The organism is Streptomyces antioxidans (genome assembly GCF_000968685.2).
In the GTDB taxonomy this organism is placed as follows: domain Bacteria; phylum Actinomycetota; class Actinomycetes; order Streptomycetales; family Streptomycetaceae; genus Streptomyces; species Streptomyces antioxidans.
Window position 1 is genome coordinate 1 of the sequence record NZ_LAKD02000072.1, and the last position, 26,743, is coordinate 26,743.

The following is a 26,743-nucleotide window of genomic DNA, read 5'->3' on the forward strand; positions in this document are numbered from 1 at the left end:
GCCCGCCGCAGGCGCCACCATCCGCACCCGGGAAAATCGGGCCGAAGTGGAACCCCTCCCCGCCCACCCGCCTCCTCCACGGTGGAGGCGCCGTACCCCCGAGCGGCCCTCCCACCACGACCGCCCCGCCCCCTTCCGAGCCCCCCGCGGGCCGGACCCCAAACCCCCCACAGGGGTCGGGGCGGTCCGGGGCCGACCAGGGGCACGCCCGGGGCCCGGCGGCGGACGTGGGCCGCAGCGCCCCCGAGCGGAACCTGACCCCCGGGAAAGTAGTCTCGGGAGGCATGACGCACAGCATGAGCGACCACACCGCCGGGCAGTCGGCGACGCCGGGAGACCCCGAGGGGATCGACCCGTCCGTCCTCGACGAGCTGACCCGGTTGCGCGACAGCATCGACAACATCGACGCGGCCGTGGTCCATATGCTCGCCGAGCGCTTCAAATGCACCCAGCAGGTCGGCCACCTCAAGGCCGCCCACCGGCTCCCCCCGGCCGACCCGGCCCGTGAGACGCGCCAGATCACCCGGCTCCGGCAGCTCGCCGAGAGCGCCAAGCTCGACCCCGGCTTCGCCGAGAAGCTGCTCAACTTCATCATCGCCGAGGTCATCCGGCACCACGAGACCATCGCGCGCTCCGACAGCGGCCCCGGGGACTCCGAAGGCACAGGGGGCCCAGAGGGCGCACTCCGGTAGTGCGCCCGGGGCGGCCGTCCGCCCCGGGCGACCACTTCCCACCCGTGTGCCGCCCGCCGCACGTAGGGCAGCATGTCCCCATGTCCGTACTGACGCGCGAGGAAGCGCAGAACCGAGCCCGCCTCATCGAGGTCCACCGCTACACGATCGACCTCGACCTCACCCGCGGAGAAGAGCTCTTCGGCTCCACCACGACCATCCGCTTCAGCGCGCGCCAGGCGGGTGCGGATACCTTCGCCGAGCTCAACCCGGCCGCCGTCCACCGCGCCGTGCTCGACGGCCGGGAGCTCGACCTCACCGGCGGGACCGCCGAGGCGCTAGCGGACGGCAGGCTCCCGCTCACCGGGCTCGACGAGGGCGAGCACGAGCTGCGCGTCGAGACCGACATGCGCTACTCCCACACCGGCGAGGGCATGCACCGCTCCACCGACCCCGCCGACGGCGAGACGTACCTCTACACGATGTGCTGCATGTCGGACGCGAACGACGTCTTCACCGCGTTCGACCAGCCCGACCTCAAGGCCGTCTTCGACGTCCGCGTCACCGCCCCGCCCGAGTGGACCGTCCTCGGCAACGGCATCGCCACCCGCGTCGGCGCCCCCGAGGAGGGCCGCTGGCAGCTCGCGCCCACCCCGCCCATCAGCACGTATCTCATGGCCCTGGCCGCGGGCCCGTACCACTCGGTGCGCACCGAGCACGCCGGACTCCCCTTCGGGCTGCACGTCCGCCGCTCCCTCGCGCCCCACCTGGAGGCCGACGCCGACGAGCTCTTCGACATCACCAGGCGCTGCTTCGACCGCTACCACGAGATCTTCGAGGAGCCGTACCCCTTCGACTCCTACGACCAGGCGTTCGTCCCCGAGTTCAACTCCGGCGCCATGGAGAACCCCGGCCTGGTCACCTTCCGCGACGAACTGGTCTTCCGCTCCGCCGTCACCGACGCCGAGCGCCAGACCCGCGCCATGATCGTCGCCCATGAGATGGCCCATATGTGGTTCGGCGACCTCGTCACCATGACGTGGTGGGACGACATCTGGCTGAACGAGTCCTTCGCCGAGTACATGGGGTACCAGATCCTCACCGAGACCACCCGCTTCACCGACACCTGGGCCGACTTCGGCGTCCGCCGCAAGAACTGGGGCTACGACGCCGACCAGCGCCCCTCCACCCACCCGGTCGCCCCCGCGCCCGAGCTGGTCCCCGACACCGCCGCCGCCCGCCTCAACTTCGACGGCATCTCCTACGCCAAGGGCGCCTCCGCACTGCGCCAGCTCGTCACCTGGCTCGGCGAGAAGACCTTCCTCGACGGCATCAACGACCACTTCACCCGGCACCGCTTCGGCAACGCCACCCTCGCCGACTTCATCGACTCCCTCGCCCGCTCCTCCGGCCGTGACGTCCACGCCTGGGCCGACCGCTGGCTGCGCACCACCGGCGTCGACACCCTCGCGCCCGTCGTCAGCGCCAACGGCGACCGCTGGAGCGCCGAGATCCGCCACCAGGGCAGCGGCCCCGACGGCGACGCCCACGACGGGGACGCCCCCGCCCGGCGCCCGCACCGCATCGCCATCGGCCTGTACGACCACGCGCCCGCCGCCCCGCACCAACTGGTCCTGCGCGAACGCGTCGAGGCCGAGCTCGACGGCGCCGAGCCCAGCCTCAGCCTCTCCTTCACCGGGCCCCGCCCCGATCTGCTGCTGCTGAACGACGGCGACCTCACCTACACCAAGATCCGGCTCGACCCCGCCTCCTGGAAGGCCATCCAGCGCTCGCTGTCCGGCCTCCCCGACGCCGTCAGCCGCGCCGTGGTCTGGAACGCCGCCCGCGACATGGTGCGCGACGGCGAGCTGCCCGCCACCGACTACCTCGAGGCCGCCCGCGCCCATCTGCCGCACGAGACCGACATAGCGATCGTCCAGGGCGTCCTCGCCTTCGCCCGCACCGAGATCGCCGACCGCTACCTCCCCGCCGACCTCCGCCCCGCCGCCCTGGCCACCATCAGCGCCACCTGCCGCGATCTGCTGCGCCGCACCGAGGACGGCTCCGGGGACGGGCTGCGGCTCGCCGCCGTCCGTACGTTCATCGGCAGCGCCACCGCCCCCGCCGAGCTCAGCGACTGGCTCGACGGCGACACCGTTCCCGGCGGCCCCGCCCTCGACCCCGAGCTGCGCTGGCAGATCCTCGGCCGCCTCGCCGTCCTCGGCGCCGTCGGCCCGGCCGACATCGAGGCCGAACGCGCCCGCGACTCCAGCGCCACCGGCCAGGAGGGCGCTGCCCGCTGCAGGGCCGCCCTGCCGGACGCCGAGGCGAAGGAGGCCGCCTGGCAGACCCTCTTCGGGGACGGGACGAACGGCGGCCAGGGCGCCGACGCCCAAGGCACCGAACTCTCCAACTACCTGGTCACCGCGACCGCCGCGGGCTTCTGGCAGCCCGAGCACCACGACGTCCTCGCCGACTACGTGCCGCGCTACTTCCCGGCCGCCGTCGCGCTCGGCGCCCGCCGCGGCCCCGCCATCGCCAACTCCGTCGCCCGCTTCGGCTTCCCGAGCACCGTGGACGCCGAAACCCTGCGCCTGGGCGAGGAGTGCCTTGGCGCCCCCGACGCCATTCCCACCCTCCGCCGCCGCCTCGCCGACCAGATCGACGACCTGCGGCGCGCCCTGCGCGTACGGGAGAAGCAGGCGAACTGACCCCACGCCGTCGGCGGGGCGCCTTCACCTGGGGGCCTCGGCGAGCTGGATGACGAGGATGAGCTCGCCACCGAGCACCGGCAAGCCGGGGCAGCCCGGCCCCGCCGATCAATCCGCCCGACCCCGCCGACCCGCGAGCCCGGTCGATCTGCCCGGCCCCGCCCGATCTGCGGGCCTGCGGATCCGTGGCCTGGCCCGTTTGGCGAGCCGCGGGTCCGTGGGCCCCGCCGATCCGTGGCCCGGCCCGGTTGGGGGGGGCGTCGCCGATCCGTGGGGCCTCGGTCGATCTGCCCGGCCCCGACCGATCTGCGGGCTCCGCCCGATTCGTGGGGCCCCGATCAATCCGCGGGGCCGGGCCGTACCACGTATGGGTGCACTTCACGCCGACCCCGGTTGGCGGACCTCGTGGGCGAAGTAATTTGGGCAGCCCTGACCGCCGCTCAGACACCCCCTAGGGGCACACCCATGCCCGTGCCCGCATCCGGAACCGCCCGCCTCCTCGCCGGGGGCCAGAGCGGACCGGGCGTGCTCCGCCCGATGGTGGACACCGTCCTCGACGCCCTCGCCCACGGCGCCGCCGACCGCGGTGGGCCCCTCCCGGCCGGGGGACCGGCCGCGGTCGCCCAGCGGATACGGGGTGCGGCCCGGCCGCTCATCCCCGACGAGGGGGAGGGGCCCCACCACGCGCTGCGCAGCCTCGTCCGCGCCCTCGCCCATGGCGCCGCCGAACCCGCCGACCCCCGCTGCACCGCCCATCTGCACTGTCCGCCGCTCGCCGTCGCCACCGCCGCCGACCTCGCGGTCTCCGCGCTCAACCCCTCCCTCGACTCCTGGGACCAGGCCCCCGCCGCCTGTGCGCTGGAGGCGCTGACCTGCCGTGCGCTGGCCGAACTCGTCCACCCCCACGGCCCCGACCCCGACGCCCTCGTCACCACCGGCGGCACCGAGTCCAACCAGCTCGGCCTGCTCCTCGCCCGCGAGGCCGCGCAGGGCGCACCCCTCCGTATCGTCCGCGGCGCCAACGCCCACCACAGCGTCCAGCGCGCCGCCTGGCTGCTCGGACTGCCCGAGCCCCACACCCTCCCCACCCCCGGCGGCGTCCTCGACCCGGTCGCGCTCCACACCGCCCTCGACCGGCCGTCCGATGCCCCCACCCTGGTGATCGCCACCGCGGGCACCACCGACACCGGGGCCATCGACCCGCTCCCCGACATCGCCGACGTCTGCGACCACCACGCCGCCACCCTCCACATCGACGCCGCCTACGGTGCGCCCCTCCTCTTCAGCGACACCCTCCACAAGCGGCTCCACGGGCTCGACCGTGCCCATACCGTCGCCCTCGACCTGCACAAACTCGGCTGGCAGCCGGTCGCAGCGGGCCTACTCGCCGTGCCCGACGGCGCCGCGTTCACCGCGCTGGCCCACCACGCCGACTACCTGAACGCCGACGACGACACCGAAGCGGGCCTGCCCGATCTGCTCGGGCGCTCGCTCCGCACCACCCGCCGCCCCGATATCTTCAAGATCGCCGTCACGCTGCGGGCGCTGGGTCGACGCGGTCTCGGCGAGCTCGTGGAGCACGTCTGCGCGGCCGCCCAGCACCTCGCCGACCTCATCGAGGACCATCCCGGGTTCGAGCTCCACGCCCGCCCCACCATCAGCACCGTCCTGTTCCGCCCCACCGGGGCACCGCCCGCCACCGTCGCCGCGCTGCGCCGCCGCCTGCTCCACCACGGGGCGGCCGTCCTCGGCCGCGCCGCCACCCCCGAGGGGCTGTGGCTCAAGGCCACCGTTCTCAACCCGCACATCCAGCCCGACGATCTGCGCGGGCTGCTCGAACTCGTGGAAGGCGACACCACCCCATGAGCACCGCACAGCCCCCCAACCCCGCCGGGTCCGCCGACTCCGCGCCCGCCACGGCCGCCGACCGGCCCGTGGACCTCGCCGGTATCGGCATCGGCCCGTTCAACCTCTCCCTCGCCGCCCTCGCCCACGGCGTCCCCGCCCTGCGCACCGCCTTCTACGAGCAGCGGCCCGCCTTCCACTGGCACCCCGGCCTCCTCATCGACGGCGCGACCATCCAAGTCCCCTTCCTCGCCGACCTGGTGACCCTCGCCGACCCCGGCAGCCCCTGGACCTTCCTCCAGTACCTCAAGGCCCATGAGCGGCTGTTCCCCTTCTACATCGCCGAGCGCTTCCAGATCGAGCGCGCCGAGTACGACGCCTACTGCCGCTGGGTCAGCGAACGGCTCCCCGGGCTCCACTTCGACCACCGCGTCGACGCCGTCCGCTGGGACCACGAATACGAGCTGTTCGAAATCGACCTCACCCGGCTCGGCCCGGCCGCCGACGGCCCCGCGTCCGGCGCCCCCGCGTTCGGCGCCGCCCGAACCGATGAGGAGGGCCGGGCCCTCGGCCGCGTATACGCCCGCAACCTCGTCCTCGGCGTCGGCACCGAGCCATATGTCCCCGAACCCCTGCGTCCGCTCGCCGACGCCCCCAACGTCCCCGTACTCCACTCCTCCGACTACCTCGAACACCGCGAGCGGCTGCTGGCCACCGGCCACGTCACCGTCATCGGCTCCGGCCAGTCCGGCGCCGAGGTCTTCCTCGACCTGCTGCGCAACCGCCCCCTCGGCGCCGAAGGGCTCCACTGGATGGCCCGCACCCCCGCCTTCGCGCCCATGGAGTACAGCAAGCTCGGCCTGGAGCAGTTCAGCCCCGACTACACCCGCTACTTCCACACCCTGCCCGAGCCCGTCCGCGACCAGCTGCTGCCCCGCCAGTGGCAGCTCTACAAGGGCATCGCCCACGAGACGCTGGACGCCATCCACCACGAGCTCTACCGCCGCGCCCTGCACTCCGACGGCTGGCCCGGCGCCGTCCTCACCCCCGGGGTCACCGTCCGCACCGCGGGCCGTATCGCCGCCGCCCAGCTCGAACTCCACCTGGAACACACCGAACAGGGCACCCGGGCCCGCCACACCACCGAAGCCGTCGTCCTCGCCACCGGCTACCGCGAGCGCCGCGTCGACACCCTCCTCGCCGCCCTCGACCCCTACATCCGCCGGGACGCCTCCGAGCGCCCGCGCGTCGACGCCGAGCACCGTCTGGTCCTCGACCCCATGATCAAGGGCTCGGTGTACGTCCAGAACGCCGAGCGCCACACCCACGGCGTCGGCACCCCCGACCTCGGCCTCGCCGCCTGGCGCTCCGCCGTCATCCTCAACTCGCTGCTCGCGGACCCCGCCTACCGGCTGCCGTCCCGCACCGCGTTCACCGCGTTCGGGCTCCAGCCTTCGGGGCGGTGCGGCACCGTCATCGGCGATCCCCACCTCCCCGACCAGCGCACCCCCCTCACCCCGACGCGGACCTGAGCGCGCCGGGGCACCACGCCACGAGCCGTACCGGACGACGGCACGAGGCGTGCTCCACGAGGCGGACTAGAACACCGGAACGCCGTCGCGGGTCAGCTTCCAGTCCACCGTCCCGAACTCCGACACATCGATCGTCCCCTTCGCCTGCACCCAGGCGATGATCGTGTTCCGGATCTCCTCCGAATTGGCCCACACCTGCTTCGCGGAGGCCACGTGCGGGAAGTTGCCGCCCCCGCTCGCCCGGTAGTTGTTGACCGCCAGCACGAACTCCGCCTTCTCGTCGACCGGCTTGCCGTCGAAGCTGAGCCGCGCGATCCGCGAGCCCGGCGCCTTCGCGATGTCGATCTCGTAGGTGAGGCCGCCGAGCGCGTCGTAGTTGTAGTCCGGGATGTCCGAGGCGTTCGTCAGCTTCTCGGGGTCCACATCGCCGCCTGCCGGGGTCTGGACGTAGTAGCGCGCCGAGAACTCCAGATACTCCTTGAGCTGGGCGCCCGTCAGCACCCGCGCCTCCAGGGTGTTCTCGAACGGGTACAACCCCGCCACCTGCCGGATCGTGACCTCCCCGGCCGGGATCGCCGCCGTACGGGAGAAGCAGGACGCCTGGGAGACCACCGGCAGCTCCGCGTGCTCCGTCCCCGCCAGCGCCGCCTTCACCGTCTCCGTCTGCACATGGTTGATGAAGTCCACGATCGGCGCGTCCTTGTACGGCGCCTCGGTGGCCGTCATCTCCGCCGAGCAGGTGCCGATGACCTGGTTCACATAGCCGATGACCTTCTTGTGCTCGGCGTCGAGCAGCCGCACGATCCGCGGGTCCTCCCCGGCCGCGTTGGAGTTCAGTACCTCCGCCGACACCGACGCCACCTGCCAGCGGCCCCGCTCCCACTCCAGCTCGAAGTCGAAGAGGGTCAGCCGCTGACCCCACTTGAGCGGCTCCGAGAGCACGACCTCACGTCCGCTCTCCTTGTTGACCACCCGGGACTCGGGGATCTCCACATGCGCATGGCCCACCAGGATCGCGTCGATCCCCGCCACCTGCTCGGCCACCAGAGCCGCCGCGTTCTCCACGTACGGCACCAGGTCGCCGTAGCTTGAGGTGCCGCTGGTCCCCGAATGCGCCGAGACGATCACCACGTCCGCGCCCATCGAGCGCAGCCGCGGCACCCACTTCGCGGCCTGTTCCTCCAGGCCCGGGAAGGTCATCTTGCCCTGCACATTGACCTTGTCCCAGATCGCGATGCCCGGGTTGGTCAGCCCCAGCACCGCCACCCGCACATCCCGTCCGCACGGGGTGCGCAGCCGCGTCATCCAGTACGGCGGGAAGGCGGGCCGCAGCGTCTTCGCGTCCAGCGCGTTCGCCCCCAGCAGCGGGAAGTCACACTGCTCCTCGAACTTCCGCAGCACCGGGATGCCGTAGTTGAACTCGTGGTTGCCGAGCGCCGCCGCGTCATAGCCGATCGCGTTCATCGCCCGCGCCATGGGATGCACCGGGCCGCCCTCCCCGGTGATCGGGTCCACCCGGGCGTAGTAGTACGACAGCTGGGTGCCCTGGATGGTGTCGCCCGCGTCGATCAGCAGCGTATTGCGGCGCCCCTTCTCCTTCCGGATCTGGTCGACCAGGGTGGAGATCTTCGCCAGGCCCACATCGTTGTGCGCCGTGTCGTCGAACTCGGCGTCGGTGAAGTAGTCCCAGTTGAAGACGTTGCCGTGCAGATCGGTCGTGCCCATCACGGTGAAGGCGTACCGCCGCCGGGGCGGCCGTCCGTGGCCGCGCGCCTCGGCCGGGACGGCGGCCGCGGCGGAGGCGAGGGCGGCGCCCGCACTGGTCGCCGCGGTGCGGCCGAGGAACTTCCGACGGTTGAGCGGCATGGCTGATCTCCCCTGAGATACCTGCGAATTGGGCACAACGCGCGTAGATTCTGGCCCAACCGCACCGCTTCGCACCAGCCCTCGCACATCCGACCGGGAGCCCGCCATGCACCAGCCGCCCCAGCCCGCCCAGCCCGGCCCGCCGCCGCAGCAGCCCGCCGCGCCCGTGCCGTACGGCACCCACGTGCCGTACGGCACCCCCGAGACCCCGCGCGTCGCCGTACGCGGCGAGGCCACCCTGGAGGTCGACCCCGAGATCGCCCGGCTCACCATCACCATCAGCGCCCGCGGCGCCGACCGGCGCACCGCGCTGGAGGACCTCACCCGCCGCAACAACGAGGTCCTTGAGCTGGTGAGGTCCTACGGCGAGGCGGTCGAGAAGCTGGAGACCGGCGCCTTCTCGGTCGCCCCCGAGATCAACCCCAAGAGCCGCCACGAGCGGGTACGGGCCTATCACGGCCGGGTGCACCTCACCGCGGCCCTGACCGACTTCACCGCCCTGGGCGAGCTCACCACCCGCCTCGCCGACCTCGAGCTCACCCGCGTCGACGGCCCCCGGTGGGGGCTGCGCCCCGACTCGCCCGCGTACGGCCGGGCCCGGCAGCAGGCGGTGCGCGAGGCCGTGCAGCGGGCCCGCGAGTACGCCGGAGCGCTCGGCGCCCGGCTGGTGGCGCTCACCGAGCTCGCCGACCTCGAGGTGGAGGAGGGTCCCTTCCAGCCCGCGGGCGTCGCCGCCCCGCGCACCCGGTCCGGCTACGGCGGCCCCGCCGACCGGGACGCCGTCGCCGCGCTCGACCTCGAACCGCAGCGCCAGACGGTGTTCGCGCACGTCAACGCGCGCTTCACCATGACCCCGCCCGAGCTCTGAAACACCTCATCCGGAGCCCCGGAACCACCCTCCGAAACGCTCATCGGAGCGGCCCACTGCACGTTTCATTAGTTGTCAATAACCTGCCATGCAAAGGCCATGGAGGAGTGTGAAGTTCTCGGTTCTTTACTAGCCGGTAAGTCATAGGCTCGGCGGCATGCGCCGAGCAAAAATCGTCTGTACTTTGGGACCCGCCACCGACTCGTACGAGCAGATCAAGGCACTCATCGAGGCCGGAATGGACGTGGCCCGCTTCAACCTCAGCCACGGCACCTATGCCGAGCACGAGGAGCGTTATCGGCGAGTGCGCAAAGCCTCGCTGGAAACCGGTCGCAGCGTCGGCATCCTCGCCGACCTTCAAGGTCCGAAGATTCGGCTCGGCCGTTTCCGCGAGGGGCCGGTACTCCTTGAACGCGGGGATGAGTTCACCATCACCGTAGAACCCATCGAGGGCGACCGGTTCCGCTGCGGCACCACCTACGAGGGGCTGGCGGGCGACGTCAGCAAGGGCGAGCGGATCCTCGTCGACGACGGCCGGGTCACCCTCGAGGTCGTCGACGTCGACGGCCCCCGGGTGCACACCATCGCCATCGAGGGCGGCATGATCTCCGACCACAAGGGGCTCAACCTCCCCGGTGTGGCCGTCTCGGTCCCCGCGCTGTCCAAGAAGGACATCGAGGACCTGCGCTGGGCCCTGCGCATCGGCGCCGATGTCATCGCCCTCTCCTTCGTCCGCAACGGCGACGACGTCGTGGACGTCCACCGGGTGATGGCCGAGGAGGACCGCCGGCTCCCGGTCATCGCCAAGGTCGAGAAGCCGCAGGCGGTGGAGAACCTCGAGGGGATCGTCGACGCCTTCGACGGCATCATGGTCGCCCGCGGCGACCTCGGCGTGGAGATGCCGCTGGAGCAGGTGCCGATCGTCCAGAAGCGCGCGATCAAGCTGGCCAGGCGGAACGCCAAGCCGGTGATCGTCGCCACCCAGATGCTCGACTCCATGATCGAGAACTCCCGCCCCACCCGGGCCGAGGCGTCCGACGTCGCCAACGCGGTGATCGACGGCACGGACGCGGTGATGCTCTCGGGCGAGACCAGCGTCGGCAAGTACCCGATCGTCACGGTCAAGACCATGGGCCGCATCGTGGCCGCCGCCGAGGAGGACATCCTCGCCAGGGGCCTGCCCCCGCTCACCGAGCGCAGCAAGCCCCGCACCCAGGGCGGCGCGGTGGCCCGCGCGGCGGCCGAGATGGGCGACTTCCTCGGTGCGAAGTGCCTCGTCGCCTTCACCCAGTCCGGCGACACCGTGCGCCGCCTCTCCCGCTACCGCTCCCCGATCCCCCTCCTGGCCTTCACCCCGGAGCCGGGCACCCGCTCCCAGCTCAATCTGACCTGGGGCGTGGAGACCTTCCTCGGCCCGAAGGTCGATTCCACGGACGAGATGGTGGCCCAGGTGGACGAGGAACTGCTGCGCCTCGGCCGCTGCAAGAAGGGCGACCTGGTCATCATCACCGCCGGTTCCCCACCCGGCGTCTCCGGCTCCACCAATCTGGTCCGCGTCCACCACATCGGCGCGGACGACCTGAGGTAACCGAGCCTCGCTCCTGGGGGCCGAAGCACTGGTTCAGTGCTTCGGCCCGACGTGGTATTCCGCAGGGGCGTTCACTTCATCGAGTGAAGAAGATTGATTCCAATGTGACCTTGGAATCGAAGGAAAAGTGCCCCGGGTCGGACTCGAACCGACACTGTATGGGTTTTGAATCCATTGCCTGCTGCCAATTGGGCTACCGGGGCTTGCAGTTTCGAAGGTCACCGATGACCCGCTGCGCGTCCACCCTACCGCAGCTAGGTAGGCTCGTGGTGCCCACCTGCCAGGAAAACGAGGAGCACAGTGAGCACCGCTGACGCCCCCGACGCGCAGTCGCACGTCCCGCCGCAGACAACCCGCGTCGTCATCGCCGAGGACGAGGCGCTCATCCGCCTCGACCTCAAGGAGATGCTCGAGGAGGAGGGGTACTCCGTCGTCGGCGAGGCGGGCGACGGGGAGACGGCTGTCGCGCTCGCCCAGGAGCACCACCCCGATCTCGTCATCCTCGATGTGAAGATGCCGGTGCTCGACGGCATCTCAGCCGCCGAGCGGATCGCGGCCGACCGCATCGCCCCCGTACTGATGCTGACCGCCTTCTCCCAGCGCGAACTGGTCGAACGGGCCCGGGACGCCGGGGCGATGGCGTATCTCGTGAAGCCGTTCAGCAAGAGCGATGTGGTCCCGGCCATCGAGATGGCCGTCTCCCGCTTCACCGAGCTGAAGACCCTGGAGCAGGAGGTCGCCGACCTCTCCCAGCGGCTGGAGACCCGCAAGCTGGTCGACCGGGCCAAGAGCGTCCTGCAGACCCAGTACGGACTCACCGAGCCCGCCGCCTTCCGATGGATCCAGAAGACCTCGATGGACCGCCGGCTGTCCATGCAGCAGGTGGCGGAGGCCGTCATCGAGGACGCGGCGGAGAAGAAGTCCGCCAACAAGGAGCAGTAAGCGGGGGGAAGGGCCCGCACCGCCGCTTCGGCGGTGCGGGCCCTTCCGTAGGCGTCGGCCCCGTAGGCGTCGGCCCTCAGTCCTCGCCGAGGTACGCCTTCCGCACCGACTCGTCGTGCAGCAGCGTCTCCCCGGTCCCCGACAGCACGATGTTGCCGATCTCCATCACATGGCCCTGGTCGGCCAGCGACAGGGCCGCCTGGGCGTTCTGCTCGACCAGCAGGATCGTCGTGCCCTGGGACTTGAGCTCGGCGATGGTCTGCATGATCTTCTGCATCATGATCGGTGAGAGGCCCATCGAGGGCTCGTCGAGCATCAGCAGCTTGGGCCGGGACATCAGGGCCCGCCCCATCGCGAGCATCTGCTGCTCACCGCCGGAGAGGGTGCCCGCCGCCTGGTTGCGGCGTTCGCCGAGGATGGGGAAGAGCTCGTACGCGTGCCGGATGTCCGCGGCTATGCCGTCCGCGTCCTTCCGGAGGAACGCTCCGAGCTGGAGGTTCTCGGCGATCGACAGCCGCGGGAAGATATGCCGCCCCTCGGGCGAGTGGGCCAGTCCCAGGGAGACGATCTTGTGCGCGGGGACGCCCCGCAGTGGCTTGCCGTCGAAGCGTATCTCCCCGCCGAGCGGCTGGAGCAGACCGGACAGGGTGCGCAGCGTGGTCGTCTTGCCCGCGCCGTTGGTACCGATGAGGGTGACGACCTGTCCGGCCTCGACGCTGAACGAGATGCCCTTGACGGCCTCGATCTTGCCGTAGGCGACCCGCAGGTCCTCGACCTCGAGCAGTGCGGTCACTGTCCGTCCTCCGTACGTGCTGTGGGGCCCCGCTGGGCCTCGTCCTGCGTGGCCCCGCCCGTGGCCCCGGACTCCGCGGCCTCGACCTCGGCGGCCTCCTCCGCGCCCGGTGCGCCCTCGAAGGGGGTGCCGAGGTAGGCGGCGATGACGCGCTCATCGCTCTGGACGGTCTCCGAGGTGCCTTCGACGAGCTTCTGGCCCTGGACGAGCACGGCGACCCGGTCGCAGAGGTTGAAGATGAAGCGCATGTCGTGCTCGATGACGAGCACGGCGGTGCCCAGGTCCCGGATGGCGAAGACCAGTTCCTCGGTGGCGCGGGTCTCCTGGGGGTTCATTCCGGCGGTGGGCTCGTCGAGGAGCAGCAGCCCGGGGTCGCTGGCGAGGGCCCGGGCGATCTCCAGCTTGCGCTGTTCGCCGTAGGGGAGGTTGCGGGAGAGGTGGTCGGCCTTGTCGGCGAGGCCGGTGAACTCCAGGAGTTCCATGGCGCGGGCCTTGGAGGCGGTCTCGGCGCGCTTGAAGCCGGGGCCGCGCAGCAGGGCCGACCACAGGCCCTCCTTGGTGCGGGTGTGGCGGCCGACGAGCACGTTCTCCAGGACCGTCATATTGGCGAAGAGCCGGATGTTCTGGAAGGTGCGCGCGATGCCCGCCTGGGTGACCAGATGGGGCTTGGGCGGGAGCACGGTGCCCCGGTAGGCGACGCTGCCCTCGGTGGGGACGTAGAGACCGGTGAGGCAGTTGAAGAAGGTGGTCTTGCCCGCGCCGTTGGGCCCGATGAGACCGACGATCTCGCCGGGGTGGACATCGAGGTCGACCGCTTGGACGGCCGTGAGCCCGCCGAAGCGCATGGTGACGCCGGTGGCGGTGAGCACGGGGGAGGTCGTGGTGGTGGTCATCGCTGTCATGCCTCCGCCTTGGTGACGCCGACGGCACCGTCCTTGAGTCCGGTGGCGCCGGGGACGTCGAGCTGGCCGGTCTCGTGGTATTCGAGCTGCTGCCGCCGGTTGGGGACGATCCCCTCGGGGCGGAAGCGCATCAGCAGGATGAGCGCGATGCCGAAGGCGAGCAGCTGGTAGTCCTGGAGGAACTCCAGCTTCTTGGGGATCAGATAGAGCAGGGTGGCGCCGAGCAGCGGGCCGCCGATGGTGCCCATGCCGCCGAGGATGACGGCGGCCACCAGGAAGGTGGAGTTGGGCGGCACGGGTCCGGCGAAGACGTACTGCTCGGGGACGACCGTGGACTGGAAGTGGGCCCATACGGCGCCGGCCACCCCGGCCAGGGTGGCGCCGAGCGCGAAGGCGATGAGCTTGACCCGGAATCCGTTGATGCCCATCGCGGTGGCGGCGGTCTCGTCCTCGCGGATGGCGACCCAGGCGCGGCCGATGCGGGAGTTGCCCGCCCGGCTGAAGATCAGTACGACGACCACCGTGACCAGCAGCATCAGCAGGTAGTAGTTGCCGTTGGAGTCGAGGGTGACTCCGCCGACGCTGTGGTCGTCGTTGAAGTTGAACCCGAAGATCTCCAGCGGGGGGATGTTGGGGATGCCGTCGGGGCCGTTGGTGACGGAGGGGCCCGAGGTGCCGTCGAGGTTCAGCATGGCGAGACGGAAGATCTCTCCGAAGCCGAGGGTCACGATGGCGAGGTAGTCGCCGCGCAGCCGCAGGGTCGGGGCGCCGATGACCACGCCGAAGATCAGGGAGACCACTCCGCCGGTGATCACGGCGGCCCAGAACGGGAACTTGACGTCGATCGTCGAGGCGGTGGATCCGGAGACCAGGGCGGCGGTGTAGGCACCGACGCCGAGGAAGGCGACGTACCCGAGGTCGAGGAGGCCCGCGAGGCCGACGACGATGTTCAGACCGAGGGCGACGGTCGCGAAGATGGCGATGTTGACGCCCAGTTCGGTGAAGCTGGACTTGTCCTGGAAGAACGGGAAGACGATCGCGGTGATCAGCGCCGCCACCAGGGTGACGGAGCGGTAGGAGGTGGTGAGCTCGCTGATCCGGCTGATGAGCCCGGCCTTGACCAGGGCGACGGCGGCGAATCCGACGGCGATGAGGTAGCCGAGGAACGGCTCGGGGTGGTCGGCGTCGGTCTGGATGCCGTAGTTGACCACGTAGAGGCCGATGGCGAAGACCGCCGCGATGATCAGGATCTCGGCCCAGGAGGGCAGCTCCTTGGGGCGGCGCAGCGGGCGGCTGTCGTCCGGGAGCAGAAAGGTGGTGGCCACGGGCGCGGCGGTCACCACGGCGGCTATCCAGCCGCCGGGTTCCAGGTTGACCAGGCCGTCCAGATCCACCGCGATGGCGATGACGGTGAACCAGGTGACGGCGAAGGTGCCGAGGGCCAGCAGCCGCAGGGCCTGGGTGGAGCCGCTGGGGGTGAGCCAGCGCAGGCCCTTCAGATCGAGGGCGGCGAGCGCGAAGACGCCGGTGGCGATACCCAGGACGAGGGTGAGGAGCTGCAGTCCGCCGGGGTAGCCGTAGACGGTCAGATCGCCGGGGAACTCGGCGGTCCAGGTCCAGGCGAGGAAGGTGGAGACGACGGCGGCGGCGCCGCCGGCCGCGGTGAGGGCCCGGAGCAAGGTGGTGCGCGGGGCGGGTGCGCCGGCCTCGGCCGTGGGCACGGAGGTGGGCTGGGTCTTGTCGGTGGTCATCGGTTCACTCCCTCACGCCCGGTCCGCTACGCGTTCGCCGAGCAGGCCCTGTGGCCTGACCAGCAGGACGACGATGAGCAGGGTGAAGGCCCATACGTCCTTCCAGGCACCGCCGCCGAGCTGGTCCATCCCGGGGATGTCCTGGATGTACTTGATGGCCAGGGCCTCGACGACGCCCAGGACGACACCGCCGAGCATGGCGCCGTAGATGTTGCCGATGCCGCCGAGCACGGCCGCGGTGAACGCCTTGAGACCGGCGATGAAGCCCATCTCGAAGTTGATCTGGCCGTACTTGAGCCCGTGGGAGAGGGCCGCGACGGCGGCGAACACACCGCCGATGGCGAAGGCCATCACGATGATGCGGTCGGTGTTGATGCCCATGAGCTTGGCGGTGTCGGGGTCCTGCGCGGTGGCCTGCATGGCGCGGCCGGCCCGGCTCTTGGAGACGAACAGCCCGAGGGCGAGCATGCACAGCGGTGCGGCGATGAGGAGGAAGGCGTCGCCGCGCTGGATGTGCAGATTGTCGAGGATCTCGAACGACGAGCCTTCGAACTGCGGGAAGCTGCGGGGCTTCTTGGCGTCGGGGTAGAAGGCCCAGACGGCCTGCTGCAGTGCGATGGAGAGGCCGATCGCGGTGATCAGGGGGGCGAGCCGGGGGCCGCCGCGCAGGGGCCGGTAGGCGAAGCGTTCCGCCGCGGTGGCGATGGCGACCGAGGCGACGATGCCGCCGATCAGCATCAGGGGCAGGGCGAGGGAGAGCGCGGTGCCGCTGGGCAGCCAGATGTAGATGCTGAGGGCCCCGAAGCCCCCGATCATGAAGATCTCGCCATGGGCGAAGTTGATGAGCTGGACGATGCCGTAGACCATGGTGTACCCGATGGCGATCAAGCCGTAGAGGGCGCCGAGGGTCAGGCCGTTGACCAGCGTTTGCGGCAGTTCGTGCACCGCAGGGCCTCCGATGAGCGTGTCGGATATGACACCGCGCGAGGGCGATGGGTACGCCCTCGCGCGGATTCGTTTCGTGGGTGTGCGGATTGCCGCCGGCGTCAGTCCTTGAAGGTCGCGCTCTTCACGGACTTCCAGGCGCCCTTGGTGACCTTGTAGACGGTCAGCTGCTTGTTGGTGGTGTCGCCGTACTTGTCGAAGGAGACCTTGCCGGTGACGCCGTCGAAGGAGACCTTGCTCAGCGCCTCGGTGATCTTGGCGCGGGCGTCGTCCGGGAGCTTGCCGTCGTTGTCCTCGACCACGGCCTTGACGGCCTGGATGATGGCCCAGCCGGCGTCGTAGGAGTAGCCGCCGTAGGCCGCGTACGGGTCCTTGTAGTGCTGGTCCCCGTAGTTCTTCACGAACGTCTTGGCGGAGTCCAGCTGCTCGACCGGGTAGCCGACGGAGGTGGCGAGGTCACCGTCGTTGCTGGTGCCAGAGGCCTTGATGAAGGCGGGGTCGTAGATGCCGTCGCCGCCCATGATCGGGACCTGTGCGCCGGCCTGCTTGACCTGGTCGGACAGCAGACCGCCCTCGGGGTACTGACCGCCGAAGTAGACCGAGTCGGCGCCGGAGGACTTCACCTTGTTGGCGATGCCGGAGAAGTCGGTCTCCTTGACGGTCAGGTGGTCACGGCCGACGACCTTGCCACCGAGGCGCTTGAACTCATCGGCGAAGATGGTGGCGAGGCCGTTGCCGTACGCCTGCTTGTCGTCGATGACGAAGACCTTCCGCTTCTTCGCGTCCTTGTAGTAGTACTGCGCGGCGAAGCGGCCCTGGATGATGTCGGTGGTCGCGGTGCGGAAGTAGGTCTTGAACGGGCGCGACTTCTTGCCCGTGGCCCAGTCGTCGCCCTGGCTGAGGGCCGGGTTGGTGTTGGCCGGGGAGACCTGGGCGAGGTCGCCCCGGTCGAAGACGCCCTGCATGGACTGGGCGACGCCCGAGTTGAGCGGCCCGACCGCGCCGAGGATGTCCTCGTCGTCGACCATCGAGGTCGCGTTCGCCTTGCCGGAGGAGGGCACGGCCTGGTCGTCGAAGGACTTGACCTTGAAGGTGACCCCGTCCACCTCGTTGTTCTTGTTGGCTATCTTCGCCGCGAGGTCGACGGAGTTCTTGATGCCCTGGCCGAGGGCGGACAGCGAGCCGGTGAGCGGGGCGTCGACACCGATCACCACGGTCGTCTTGCCGTCCTTGCCGCCACTGTCGTCTTTGTCGTCTCGCGACCCGCAGGCGCTGAGTGTGAGTGCGCCCGCGGTGATGGCGGTCGTGATGATGAGCAAGGAACGGTGTCGCACGAGGAATCCTTTCCCTGGCCCGGCACCCCGGGTTCGTGGGGTGCCGTGTCCTCGCCGGATGAACCTGGAATGGCCGTGTGGGTGCGGCGTACATCCCACGGGGCCGTGACTGGCTGTGACTCTAAGCGCGGGGCGCGACGTGGGGCAGAGGTCCAGGCGATGATGTGACTGTCTTGTTATGACGCGCGTCACCCCGGGATGTCCGTGTAGCGGAACGGAAGGGATGAATGGGGCGCATTTGGACCAATCATTAGGTCCGGATCCTGAGAAGGTGCAGTTCCGCTAAGGAGTGCGGTGGGCTTGTGAATGAAGCGCGGAGGGGCGTGTGCGGAGGGGCGCGGGAAGATCGATTTCGATGTTGCCGAGGGTGCTGAAAATGCGATCTTATATTGCGTCAGCGTTACGCAGTGTTACGGATAACGGTGCGGGTCCGGGGCTGTGGGCTGGGTCGTGGGTGGGCCGTGGGTGGGGGTTCCGGAAGGGTTTCGGACCGGTTTCTGGCCCGTTTCGGATCGGCGCCTGGCCGTGCCGGGCCGGTGCGGCTCAGGTCGGCGGGCGCCAGTTCTCGGAGCTGCGGGTGGCGCCGTTCGCCGCCGCGCAGCGGCGCTCGGCCAGCCGCTTGATCAGTGTTTTGGCCGCCGGGGCGCCATGCCGCTTCCGCTCGGCGCGCGCGGCCCGGACGATGTCGTCGTAGATCTCGTACTGCTCGTTGGAGAGCCCCTTCTGCTCCCAGTCGAGCCCGGCCCACTGGCTGCCTGCCAGGTCCTGTCCGGCCCAGTAGGAGATGAGGTCGGCGCACAGCCGCACGGGGGAGGCGGTCTGTGGTGTGGGGTGGTGTGCGGCGGGTGCGGACGCCGGGGCGCTACCGGAGTCACCGGGGTCGCGGGAGTCGCCTGAGGAGGCGGAACCGGAGCCGCCGCATCCGGTCACCGTTACGGCGAGTACGAGAGCGCATCCGCTGACGGCGGCGGGCCAGGCGCCCGCCCGGGTCGTTGCCCCCATGGGGAGTCACGGTATTCCCGGCCTCCCCGGGGGACAACGGTGCTGGGGGCAACGTCGATGGGGGCAACGGCAAGCGGGGACAGCGGCGGTGGTGCCGGGTCACGCCTCGGCGCGCTCCTTCGCCCCCGCGATGTCGGCGACCGTCTTGGCCCGCCCGGCGTCGTCGACCTCGCGCAGCAGACAGGTGAGGCGGGCGGTGCACACCCGCCGGTCCTGCTCATCGCTGATGACGATCTCGTAGGTGGCGGTGGAGCGTCCCTGGTGGACGGGGGTGGCGACACCGGTGACCAGGCCCGAGCGGACGCCCCGGTGGTGGGTGCAGTTGAGGTCCACGCCGACCGCGATCCGCGCGCTGCCGCCGTGCAGCATCGAGCCGACCGAGCCAAGGGTCTCGGCCAGCACGGCGGAGGCGCCGCCGTGCAGCAGCCCGTACGGCTGGGTGTTGCCCTCCACCGGCATGGTGCCCACGACCCGCTCGGCCGAGGCCTCGAGGATCCGCACGCCCATGCGGGTGCCGAGGTGTCCTGCGGAGAACAGCGCGGGAAGATCCACGCCGAGCGCCGCGTACTCGTCGAGTACCTCTTGCGGGAACTTCACGCTGGTCTGCTCGCCCATCGGGACAGGCTCCGTTCGCTTGCTGTGGTGGCCACCTTTGCTTGTGGTGGCCACCTTCTTACCAGGCAACTGAGCAAACGCTTAGGCCGGGGTCGTCTGGGCGGCCGGGGTGGTCTGTTCCAGGCGGACCACCACGGACTTGCTCGCCGGGGTGTTGCTGGTGTCGGCGGTGGAGTCCAGCGGGACCAGGACGTTGGTCTCCGGGTAGTACGAGGCGGCGCAGCCGCGCGCGGTCGGGTAGTGGATCACGCGGAAGCCGGTGGCACGCCGCTCGATGCCGTCCTTCCACTCGCCGACCAGGTCGACATAAGCGCCGTCGGCCAGCCCGAGCTCCCCGGCGTCCTCGGGGTGCACCAGCACCACCCGGCGGCCGTTCTTGATGCCGCGGTAGCGGTCGTCCAAGCCGTAGATGGTGGTGTTGTACTGGTCGTGGGAGCGCAGGGTCTGCAGCAGCAGTCGGCCCGCGGGCACCTCCGGGTACTCGACGGAGGCCGCGGTGAAGTTGGCCTTACCGGTGGCGGTGGGGAAGCTGCGGCTGTCGCGCGGGGCGTGCGGCAGGGCGAAACCGGAGGGGTCGCTCACCCGCTCGTTGAAGTCCTCGAAGCCGGGGATGACGGCGGCGATGCGGTCGCGGACGCTCGCGTAGTCCTTCTCGAACTCCTCCCAGGGGGTGCGGCTCTCGGGGCCCAGCACCCGGCGGGCCAGCCGGCAGACGATGGCGGGCTCGGAGAGCAGATGGGAGCTCGCGGGCTCCAGGCGCCCGCGGGAGGCGTGCACCATGCCCATGGAGTCCTCGACGGTGACGAACTGCGGGCCGCCGCCCTGGAGATCGCGCTCGGTGCGGCCGAGGGTGGGCAGGATCAGCGCCCGGGCGCCGGTGACCACATGGGAGCGGTTGAGCTTGGTGGAGACATGGACGGTCAGCCGGGCGGCGCGCATCGCGGCCTCGGTGACCTCGGTGTCGGGGGACGCCGACACGAAGTTGCCGCCCATGGCGAAGAAGACCTTGGCCTGGCCGTCGCGCAGCGCGCGGATGGCCCGGACGACATCGAAGCCGTGCTCGCGGGGCGGGGCGAAGCCGAACTCGCGCTCCAGGGCGTCCAGGAAGGCCGGGGCGGGCCGCTCGAAGATGCCCATGGTGCGGTCGCCCTGCACATTGCTGTGGCCGCGCACCGGGCAGACCCCGGCGCCGGGGCGACCGATGTTGCCGCGCAGCAGCAGGAAGTTGACGACCTCGCGGATGGTGGGCACCGAGTGCTTGTGCTGGGTCAGGCCCATCGCCCAGCACACGATGGTGCGCTTGGAGGCGAGGACCATGCGCAGCGCGCGGTCGATGTCGGCGCGGTCGAGACCGGTGGCGCGCAGCGTCTCGTCCCAGTCGGCGGCGCGGGCCGCGGCGGCGAACTCCTCGAAGCCATGGGTGTGCTCGCGGATGAACTCCTCGTCGATGGCTCCCCCGCCCGCGCCGGAGGCGCTGTCGGACGCTTCGAGGATGAGTTTGTTGAGGAGGCGGAAGAGCGCCTGGTCGCCGCCGAGCCTGATCTGTAGGAAGAGATCGGTGAGCGCGGTGCCGCCACCGGCGATGCCGCGGGCGTTCTGCGGGTTCTTGAACCGCTCCAGACCGGCCTCGGGCAGCGGGTTGATGGAGATGATCTTCGCGCCGTTGGCCTTCGCCTTCTCCAGGGCGGAGAGCATGCGCGGGTGGTTGGTGCCCGGGTTCTGCCCGGCCACGACGATCAGGTCGGCCTTGTAGTGGTCTTCCAGCAGCACGCTGCCCTTGCCGACACCGAGGGTTTCGGTGAGGGCGGAGCCGGACGACTCATGGCACATGTTGGAGCAGTCGGGCAGGTTGTTGGTGCCGAACTCGCGGGCGAAGAGCTGGTAGAGGAAGGCCGCCTCATTGCTGGTGCGGCCCGAGGTGTAGAAGACCGCCTCGTCGGGGGAGCCGAGCGCGGTCAGCTCGTCGGCGACGATGTCGAACGCCCGGTCCCAGCTCACCGGCTCGTACCGCTCGGCGCCCTCGGGCAGGTACATGGGCTGGGTCAGCCTGCCCTGCTGACCGAGCCAGTAACCGCTGCGGGTGGCGAGGTCGGCCACCGGGTGGGCGGCGAAGAAGTCGGGGGTCACCCGGCGGAGGGTGGCCTCCTCGGCGACGGCCTTCGCGCCGTTCTCACAGAATTCGGCCGCATGGCGCTTGTCCGGCTCGGGCCAGGCGCAGCCGGGGCAGTCGAAGCCGTCCTTCTGGTTGACGCGCAGCAGCGTGAGCGCGGTGCGGCGCACGCCCATCTGCTGCTGGGCGATGCGCAGCGAACGCCCCACGGCCGGCAGCCCGGCGGCGGCGTGTTGTGGGGGTGTGACCTCGGGTGCGTCCTGGACCGGATCGCCTGCGGGCGGCTTGGCTGCCATGTCGCTCCCCTTGGCTCGAGCGTTGCGGGACCTGTGCGGGACCTACCGCATCCGATCCTGTCACGGGCCACTGACAGCCGGGGCGGCGGCCCGGTGCGATCTTGTGCCCGCCCCTGGCGCGATCTTCTGCCCCGGTCCGGTGCGATCGCGTGTCTGGACCGGTGCGATCTCGCGTCCGGGCCGGTCCGGTGGCCGGGGCGGGAGGCATTGTCGGTGGGGCGTGGCAGGATCGGGGGCGTGGCAGAGAAAGCATCGAAGAAGACCGCAGCGCCCGCGCCCGACGGCACGGGGAATGACCGTCCCCGCCTGCTCCTGCTGGACGGGCATTCCCTGGCATACCGGGCGTTCTTCGCGCTGCCGGCGGAGAACTTCAACACGACCACCGGCCAGACCACCAACGCGATCTACGGCTTCACCTCGATGCTGGCGAACACGCTCCGTGATGAGAAGCCCACCCACCTCGCCGTGGCGTTCGACGTCTCGCGCAAGACCTGGCGCTCCGAGCAGTTCACCGAGTACAAGGCGAACCGCTCCAAGGCCCCCGATGAGTTCAAGGGCCAGGTCGAGCTGATCGGCGAGCTGCTTGACGCCATGAAGATCACGCGCTTCGCGATCGAGGGCTTCGAGGCCGACGATGTGATCGCCACCCTCGCCACCCAGGCCGAGGAGCAGGGCTTCGACGTCCTGATCGTCACCGGCGACCGGGACTCCTTCCAGCTGGTCACCGACCATGTCACGGTGCTCTACCCCACCAAGGGCGTCTCCGAGCTGACCCGGTTCACCCCCGAGAAGGTGCGGGAGAAGTACGGCCTCACCCCGAGCCAGTACCCCGACTTCGCGGCCCTGCGCGGCGACCCGTCGGACAACCTCCCCGGTATCCCGGGCGTCGGCGAGAAGACCGCGGCGAAGTGGATCAACCAGTTCGGCTCCTTCAAGGACCTGGTGGAGCGGGTCGAGGAGGTCAAGGGCAAGGTCGGCGAGAAGCTCCGTGACCACCTGGAGTCCGTGAAGCTCAACCGCCAGCTGACCGAGCTGGTGCGGGACGTGGAGCTCGCCACCGGCCCCGAAGGGCTCGAGCGCACCCCGTACGACCGGGAGGCGCTTGGGGTGATCCTGGACGCGCTGGAGTTCCGCCACCAGAACTTCCGCGACCGGATCATGGCCGTCGACCCGGGCGCGGCGGTGGACGAGCCAGCGGCCACCGAGCCGGGCGTCGCGGTCGACGGAGTGGCGCTGGGCGCGGGCGAGCTAGCCCCCTGGCTGGAGAGCCACCGTGACGCCCCGCTGGGCCTGGCCACCGTCGACACCTGGGCGCTGGGCAGCGGCAGCGTCAGCGAGGTCGCGCTGGCCACCGGCTCAGGGCCCGCCGCCTTCTTCGACCCCGCGCAGCTGGACGAGGCCGACGAGCGGGCGTTCGCCGAGTGGATCGCGGACCCGGACCGCCCCAAGGTGCTGCACAACGCCAAGGGGATCATGCGGGTCTTCGCCGAGCACGGCTGGTCCGTCGCGGGCGTCAGCATGGACACCGCCCTCGCCGCCTATCTGGTCAAGCCCGGCCGCCGCTCCTTCGAGCTGGACGCCCTGTCGGTGGAGTACCTGGGCCGTGAGCTGTCCCCGGCGGCGGCAGCGGACGGCGGACAGCTGGCCTTCGGCGCCGATGAGGAGGCCGAGCGGGACGCCCTGATGATCAAGGCGCGGACCATCCTGGACCTGGGCGAGACCTTCGGCGGCCGGCTGAAGGACGTCGGCGCGGCCGAGCTGCTGCACGACATGGAGCTGCCCGTCTCCGAGCTGCTGGCCCGGATGGAGCGGTCGGGCATCGCCGCCGACCGCGGCTGGCTGGAGCGCATGGAGCAGCAGTTCGCGGCCGCCGTGCAGCATGCCGTGAAGGAGGCCCACGCCGCGGTGGGCCACGAGTTCAACCTCGGCTCGCCCAAGCAGCTCCAGGAGGTGCTTTTCGGCGAGCTCGGCCTGCCCAAGACCAAGAAGACCAAGACCGGGTACACCACGGACGCCGACGCGCTGGCCTGGCTGGCCGCGCAGACCGACCACGAGCTCCCGGTGATCATGCTGCGCCACCGCGAGCAGGCGCGGCTGCGCTCCACCGTCGAGGGTCTGATCAAGACCATCGCCCCCGGCGGCCGCATCCACACCAGCTTCAACCAGACCGTGGCGGCCACCGGCCGGCTCTCCTCCACCGACCCCAATCTGCAGAACATCCCGGTGCGCACCGACGAGGGCCGGGCGATCCGGCGCGGCTTCGTGGTCGGCGACGGCTTCGAGTCGCTGATGACCGCCGACTACAGCCAGATCGAGCTGCGCGTCATGGCCCATCTCTCCGCGGACGAGGGCCTGATCGAGGCGTTCACCTCCGGTGAGGACCTGCACACCACGGTCGCCTCCCAGGTCTTCTCGGTCGAGAAGTCGGCGGTCGACCCGGAGATGCGCCGCAAGATCAAGGCGATGTCCTACGGGCTGGCGTACGGCCTTTCGGCGTTCGGCCTCTCCCAGCAGCTGGGCATCACCCCCGATGAGGCCCGCAAGCTGATGGAGAACTTCTTCGAGCGGTTCGGCGGGGTGCGCGACTACCTCCAGCGGGTCGTCGAGGAGGCGCGCGCCACCGGCTATACGGAGACCATGCTCGGCCGCCGCCGCTATCTGCCGGACCTCACCAGCGACAACCGCCAGCGCCGCGAGATGGCCGAGCGGATGGCGCTCAACGCCCCGATCCAGGGCACCGCCGCCGACATCGTGAAGATCGCGATGCTCAAGGTGGACGCGGCGTTGACGAGGGAGAAACTGTCGTCGCGGATGCTGTTGCAGGTCCACGACGAAATCGTGCTGGAGATCGCGCCCGGGGAGCGGAAGCGGGTCGAGGAGCTGGTGCGCCGGGAGATGACGGGCGCCTTCCAGCTCAGCGCTCCGCTGGACGTATCGGTAGGATCCGGTGCCGACTGGGAGTCCGCGGCTCACTGAGAGTTCGCCGGACGCGGTGTTTGCACCGGTAGCTGCGGGCCATAAGTTGTCGTAGTGTCACCAGAGTTGACGCGCAGGGGGAGCGCATGGTGTTCGACGGGAGGGACGCACGGATGGCACCGTTTATCGGCCGACGTCTGCGCAAGGGGGCCGCCACGACGGCGGTGGCGGCGGCCGCGATGGCCGCCCTCACCGCGTCCCAGGCGCCCGGATTCGCCAATTCCGACCATGGCGAGGGGAGCCGGGAGCAGCGGGCGGGGGAGGCACCGGCGCCGGATGACACCCCCATCGACGGTGGCTCCTCGTACCACACCGATCTGCCACCCCTGGTCACCCCCGACAAGCCGGGCTCCTCGATCGATCTGCCCGGGCTGCCCGGGGGCAGCAGCTCCAAGCCCGAGGCGGGCATACCCGCGAGCGTCCTCGCCGCCTACAAGAAGGCGGAAGCGGCCCTGAGGGAGTCCAACCCCGGCTGCAATCTGCCCTGGGAGCTGCTTGCCGCGATCGGCAAGGTCGAGTCCGGCCAGGCCGGTGGCGGCAATGTGGGCGCCGACGGCACCACCGTCTCGCCCATCCTCGGCCCGGTTCTCAACGGCGACGGCTTCGCCCTGATCAAGGACACCGACGGCGGTGCCTACGACGGCGACAGCAAGCACGACCGCGCGGTCGGCCCCATGCAGTTCATCCCGTCCACCTGGGCCAACTGGGGCCGGGACGGCAATGGTGACGGCGAGAAGGACCCCAACAACGTCTATGACGCCGCCCTCGCCGCGGGCGGCTACCTCTGCGCGGACGGCCGCGATCTGTCGGTCAAGGCCGATCTGGACCGCGCGATCCTCGGCTACAACCACTCGCGGGAGTACCTGAACACCGTCCTGTCGTGGTTCGAGTACTACAAGCGCGGCACCCATGAGGTCCCCGACGGCACCGGTGTGGTCCCGGGGAACGGCTCGGGCGACAAGGGCAAGGACTCGGGCCGGAACCCGGGGAAGGGCCCCGGGAAGGGCAAGGAGAACGACGCCCACACCCTGCCCAAGCCCAACGACGAGCCCGACACCAGCACCCCGACCCCGCCGTCCGATGAGAACGGGGGCACCCCCGGCACCGGGACCCCGACCCCGAAGCCCCCCACCACTCCGCCGTCCACCCCGAGCGGCACCAGCAAGCTCACCACCGTCGGCGCGAAGGAGCTGTCCACCACCGCGGGCACCGGGTTCGCCCGGTCGCCGCGCGTCAAGGCCGTGGACACCGCGGGCAAGCCGGTGGCCAGCGCCCGGGTGCGGTACGAAATCCTCGGCGACACCGACGCGCGCTTCCTCGGCCTGGCCAAGTCCGCCACCGTGCTGACCGCCGCCGATGGCACCGCCACCGCGCCCAAGCTGCTCGCGGGCGAGAAGACCGGCACCTTCACCGTGCGCGCCACCGCCGTGGGGCGGGAGGCCGCCCCGGTCGAGTTCACCGCCACCGTCAAGGCCCGGCCCGTGCCGCAGGCCGACGCGCTGGCCCGGATCGGCGACAAGAAGCTCACGGCCGAGACCGGTGCCTCCTTCGCCGACGCGCTCACCGTCGAGGCCACCAACAAGGGCAAGGCCATGGCGGATGTCCCGGTGACCGCCACCATGATCACCCTGCCGAAGGACCCGAAGCCCGACGACGAACCGGTCCCCAGCGACAAGGGGCCCTACTTCCTGGACGACGAGGGCGAGCCGGTGCGCACCCTGGCCGCCCTGAAGACCGACGGCCTCGGCCGGCTCACCCTGCCGAAGATCCTCACCGATGACCACGCGGGCACCTTCCTGCTCCGCCTCACCGCCGAGGGCGGCGCCGTCCTGGACGTCGAGCTGACGGTCACCCAGGCCCCCGCCTCGTAGACGAGCGCTCCTCCCACGGTTCACACCGCACCGCCCCTGAGCCCCCACCGGGCCCAGGGGCGGTGTGACGCTTTCCGGCCTTCGTGTTCTCATCTGCGGCCCCCGTTGCTACGGTGCCCCATCCC

18 protein-coding genes and 1 tRNA gene are annotated in these 26,743 nt (G+C 70.7%); 9 read left to right on the forward strand and 10 right to left on the reverse strand.

Translation table 11 applies throughout. From position 1 onward, the window contains the following. The first annotated feature begins 296 nt into the window (after positions 1–296). From VT50_RS25065 to VT50_RS25080, 4 genes are all read left to right on the forward strand, one after another. Positions 297–692, forward strand: a complete 396-nt coding sequence (locus VT50_RS25065; RefSeq protein ID WP_046085724.1) for a chorismate mutase — start codon at positions 297–299, stop codon at positions 690–692. 80 nt (positions 693–772) lie between these two features. Then, positions 773–3,382, forward strand: coding sequence for an aminopeptidase N (gene pepN, locus VT50_RS25070; RefSeq protein ID WP_046085625.1), 2,610 nt, complete (start codon positions 773–775; stop codon positions 3,380–3,382). A gap of 465 nt (positions 3,383–3,847) precedes the next feature. Continuing rightward, positions 3,848–5,248, forward strand: a complete 1,401-nt coding sequence (locus tag VT50_RS25075; protein WP_046085626.1) for a pyridoxal phosphate-dependent decarboxylase family protein — start codon at positions 3,848–3,850, stop codon at positions 5,246–5,248. Continuing rightward, positions 5,245–6,759, forward strand: a complete 1,515-nt coding sequence (locus VT50_RS25080; protein WP_046085627.1) for a lysine N(6)-hydroxylase/L-ornithine N(5)-oxygenase family protein — start codon at positions 5,245–5,247, stop codon at positions 6,757–6,759. The genes VT50_RS25075 and VT50_RS25080 overlap by 4 nt, the downstream gene beginning before the upstream one ends. 66 nt (positions 6,760–6,825) lie before the next feature. Here VT50_RS25080 and VT50_RS25085 read toward each other — a convergent pair whose 3' ends face one another. Further along, positions 6,826–8,625 (reverse strand): bifunctional metallophosphatase/5'-nucleotidase, encoded by a 1,800-nt coding sequence (locus VT50_RS25085; RefSeq protein ID WP_046085628.1) that lies wholly within the window; start codon positions 8,623–8,625, stop codon positions 6,826–6,828. Between the two features lie 106 nt (positions 8,626–8,731). Between VT50_RS25085 and VT50_RS25090 the strand changes: the two genes are divergently transcribed. Both VT50_RS25090 and pyk read left to right on the forward strand, forming a co-directional pair. Next, positions 8,732–9,493, forward strand: coding sequence for an SIMPL domain-containing protein (locus VT50_RS25090; RefSeq protein WP_078840662.1), 762 nt, complete (start codon positions 8,732–8,734; stop codon positions 9,491–9,493). Between the two features lie 157 nt (positions 9,494–9,650). Continuing rightward, complete coding sequence (gene pyk, locus VT50_RS25095) at positions 9,651–11,081, forward strand: pyruvate kinase (protein ID WP_046085629.1); 1,431 nt, start codon at positions 9,651–9,653, stop codon at positions 11,079–11,081. Between the two features lie 128 nt (positions 11,082–11,209). Here the strand turns inward: pyk and VT50_RS25100 are convergent. Continuing rightward, a tRNA-Leu gene (locus VT50_RS25100) sits at positions 11,210–11,284 on the reverse strand. A gap of 97 nt (positions 11,285–11,381) precedes the next feature. Here VT50_RS25100 and VT50_RS25105 point away from each other — a divergent pair. Beyond that, positions 11,382–12,023, forward strand: coding sequence for an ANTAR domain-containing response regulator (locus VT50_RS25105; RefSeq protein WP_046085630.1), 642 nt, complete (start codon positions 11,382–11,384; stop codon positions 12,021–12,023). Between the two features lie 76 nt (positions 12,024–12,099). Here VT50_RS25105 and VT50_RS25110 read toward each other — a convergent pair whose 3' ends face one another. From VT50_RS25110 to VT50_RS25145, 8 genes are all read right to left on the reverse strand, one after another. Further along, entirely contained in the window at positions 12,100–12,816 is a 717-nt protein-coding gene (locus tag VT50_RS25110; protein WP_046085631.1) for an ABC transporter ATP-binding protein, read from the reverse strand. Next, positions 12,813–13,718 (reverse strand): ABC transporter ATP-binding protein, encoded by a 906-nt coding sequence (locus VT50_RS25115; protein ID WP_046085632.1) that lies wholly within the window; start codon positions 13,716–13,718, stop codon positions 12,813–12,815. Before VT50_RS25115 ends, VT50_RS25110 begins: the two co-directional genes overlap by 4 nt. Further along, positions 13,715–15,469: a branched-chain amino acid ABC transporter permease gene (locus VT50_RS25120; protein WP_046085633.1), complete on the reverse strand. Its 1,755-nt coding sequence runs from the start codon at positions 15,467–15,469 to the stop codon at positions 13,715–13,717. Before VT50_RS25120 ends, VT50_RS25115 begins: the two co-directional genes overlap by 4 nt. Before the next feature lie 12 nt (positions 15,470–15,481). Further along, the gene (locus tag VT50_RS25125) at positions 15,482–16,414 is read right to left on the reverse strand and encodes a branched-chain amino acid ABC transporter permease (protein ID WP_046085634.1); all 933 of its coding nucleotides are present in this window, start codon (positions 16,412–16,414) and stop codon (positions 15,482–15,484) included. Positions 16,415–16,515: 101 nt separating this feature from the next. Continuing rightward, a complete protein-coding gene (locus tag VT50_RS25130; protein WP_046085635.1) occupies positions 16,516–17,748 on the reverse strand; it encodes a branched-chain amino acid ABC transporter substrate-binding protein in 1,233 nt (410 codons plus the stop codon). A gap of 543 nt (positions 17,749–18,291) precedes the next feature. Beyond that, positions 18,292–18,750, reverse strand: coding sequence for a hypothetical protein (locus tag VT50_RS25135; protein WP_046085636.1), 459 nt, complete (start codon positions 18,748–18,750; stop codon positions 18,292–18,294). Positions 18,751–18,849: 99 nt separating this feature from the next. Continuing rightward, positions 18,850–19,365, reverse strand: a complete 516-nt coding sequence (locus VT50_RS25140) for a hotdog fold thioesterase (protein WP_046085637.1) — start codon at positions 19,363–19,365, stop codon at positions 18,850–18,852. Between the two features lie 81 nt (positions 19,366–19,446). Next, positions 19,447–21,771, reverse strand: a complete 2,325-nt coding sequence (locus VT50_RS25145) for an FdhF/YdeP family oxidoreductase (RefSeq protein ID WP_046085638.1) — start codon at positions 21,769–21,771, stop codon at positions 19,447–19,449. Between the two features lie 237 nt (positions 21,772–22,008). On the opposite strand from VT50_RS25145, the gene polA reads away from it, so the two are divergent. Together polA and VT50_RS25155 are read left to right on the forward strand one after the other, a co-directional pair. Then, entirely contained in the window at positions 22,009–24,747 is a 2,739-nt protein-coding gene (gene polA, locus VT50_RS25150) for a DNA polymerase I (RefSeq protein WP_046085639.1), read from the forward strand. Between the two features lie 113 nt (positions 24,748–24,860). Next, a complete protein-coding gene (locus tag VT50_RS25155) occupies positions 24,861–26,618 on the forward strand; it encodes a lytic transglycosylase domain-containing protein (RefSeq protein ID WP_046085726.1) in 1,758 nt (585 codons plus the stop codon). The last annotated feature ends 125 nt before the right edge of the window (positions 26,619–26,743 follow it).